1 protein-coding gene is annotated in these 347 nt (G+C 45.0%); it reads left to right on the forward strand.

Annotated features, from left to right (window positions below):
• Positions 1-86 precede the first annotated feature (86 nt).
• Positions 87-347 (forward strand): class F sortase (locus tag CVN76_RS02255; protein WP_269800006.1); only part of this gene is annotated, 261 nt, incomplete at its 3' end.

Genomic DNA, 347 nt, shown 5'->3' on the forward strand with positions numbered 1-347 from the left:
AAGTCGGTTTATTGGAAACAGGACAAATGGATGCCCCTTCCACTGAAGACGGTGTCGCTTGGTTTGAACCTGGTTAAAAACCAGGGGTGAAAGGGAATGCAGTATTGGCAGGGCATGTAGACAGCAAGACAGGACCCGCCATTTTTTATCATTTGAAAGACCTCGATAGAGGGGATGAAATTACGGTTAAGGACAAACAAGGAACAAAACTCACATTTGTGGTGAAAAAGAAACAAAGCTACCCACGAGACAAAGCCCCTCTTAACGAAATCTTCGGATATAGCAAAGGGCGCCATTTGAACTTAATTACTTGCACAGGCACCTTCGACCGATCAAAAGGCACGCAT

The sequence above is a fragment of the Bacillus sp. mrc49 genome, from assembly GCF_002803435.1.